The organism is Serratia sp. A07 (genome assembly GCF_058725505.1).
Genome location: NZ_JBZXDO010000236.1, coordinates 1 through 648, shown reverse-complemented (window position 1 = coordinate 648; position 648 = coordinate 1). Strand labels below are relative to the sequence as shown.

1 protein-coding gene is annotated in these 648 nt (G+C 43.8%); it reads right to left on the bottom strand.

Annotated elements, in window-relative coordinates; all coding sequences use genetic code 11:
* Nucleotides 1-82: 82 nt before the first annotated feature.
* Nucleotides 83-520: an IS200/IS605 family transposase gene (gene tnpA / locus AC4PR2_RS29500; protein WP_039567450.1), complete on the bottom strand. Its 438-nt coding sequence runs from the start codon at nucleotides 518-520 to the stop codon at nucleotides 83-85.
* Nucleotides 521-648 lie beyond the last annotated feature (128 nt).

Here is a 648-nt window from a genome sequence, read left to right as displayed (position 1 = left end):
AGTAAAAATCCGCCTTCATAGAAGGCGGCTTTGACTACGCCCCAGAGGGGCGCTCTAAGTTCGGACTCATAGAGCCCTCTCTTCACACTTCATGTAGCGATAGCTGTTTATCATCCGCTTCATGCTTTTCTTGATACTTGACGTATTTACGGATCATTTCTGCATTCACACCTACGGTGTCTACACAGTATCCCTTTGCCCAGAAGTGATTTCCCCATAGTTTATGCTTACGTAAGTAGGGAAATTTGCTGAAGAGCCTTATTGCTGTCCTACCCTTCAAGTGGCCCATCACTTCTGATACTGACAACTTCGGCGGTATCTTCACCAAAAGATGCACATGATCTAACTGAACGTTTAGTTCAATAATTTGGATCTTCAGTTGCTCACTGAGTATCCATATCTGTCGGTACACTTCTTTCCCAACATTGCCTTTGAGAATTCTGAAACGGCACTTAGGCGTCCAGACTATATGATATTGACAATGCCACAGTACGTGGGAAGCTCTTTGAAACCTGCTCATGTTTAATTTCCTTATCAGTTGTGGGGACAACAGATAGGGATTTTGGCATGAGCAGGTTTTTACAGGCAGAGCCAAAACCGAGTCGATAACCACGTCCACAGGACGTGGTTTTAAGTTAGGAATAAAAA

Bases quoted from the DNA above. Each gene is read 5' to 3' on its own strand.
- tnpA (WP_039567450.1), bottom strand. From the start codon at position 520: ATGAGCAGGTTTCAAAGAGCTTCCCACGTACTGTGGCATTGTCAATAT.